Origin of the sequence: Vogesella mureinivorans, assembly GCF_007644035.1 — a bacterium.
In the GTDB taxonomy this organism is placed as follows: Bacteria; Pseudomonadota; Gammaproteobacteria; order Burkholderiales; family Chromobacteriaceae; genus Vogesella; species Vogesella mureinivorans.
On sequence record NZ_VMTV02000907.1, the window covers coordinates 1 to 323 of the forward strand.

Annotated in this window: 1 protein-coding gene; it reads right to left on the reverse strand. The window is 37.5% G+C overall.

From position 1 onward, the window contains the following. Nucleotides 1–323 (reverse strand): ATP-binding protein (locus tag FLQ44_RS25690; RefSeq protein ID WP_206209027.1); only part of this gene is annotated, 323 nt, incomplete at both ends.

Here is a 323-nt window from a genome sequence, read left to right on the forward strand (position 1 = left end):
GCCGAGTAAAAACCAAGACCAAAGTGTCCGATGATTCCTGAATCTTTTGCTGAATCTTTATATTTTTCTAAGAACTCTTCCGCTCCTGAAAACGCCACCTGGTTGATATATTTTTCAACTTCCTCACCTGTCATACCAATACCCTGGTCGATGATGCGAAGTGTTTTTTGCTCTTTGTCAATTTTTACTTCAAGCTTCGGATTGCCATATTCAACCTTTGCTTCGCCGATACTTGTTAAATGTTTTAATTTAAGGGTAGCATCAGTAGCATTGGAGATCAATTCTCTTAAGAATATTTCGTGGTCACTGTAAAGAAACTTTTT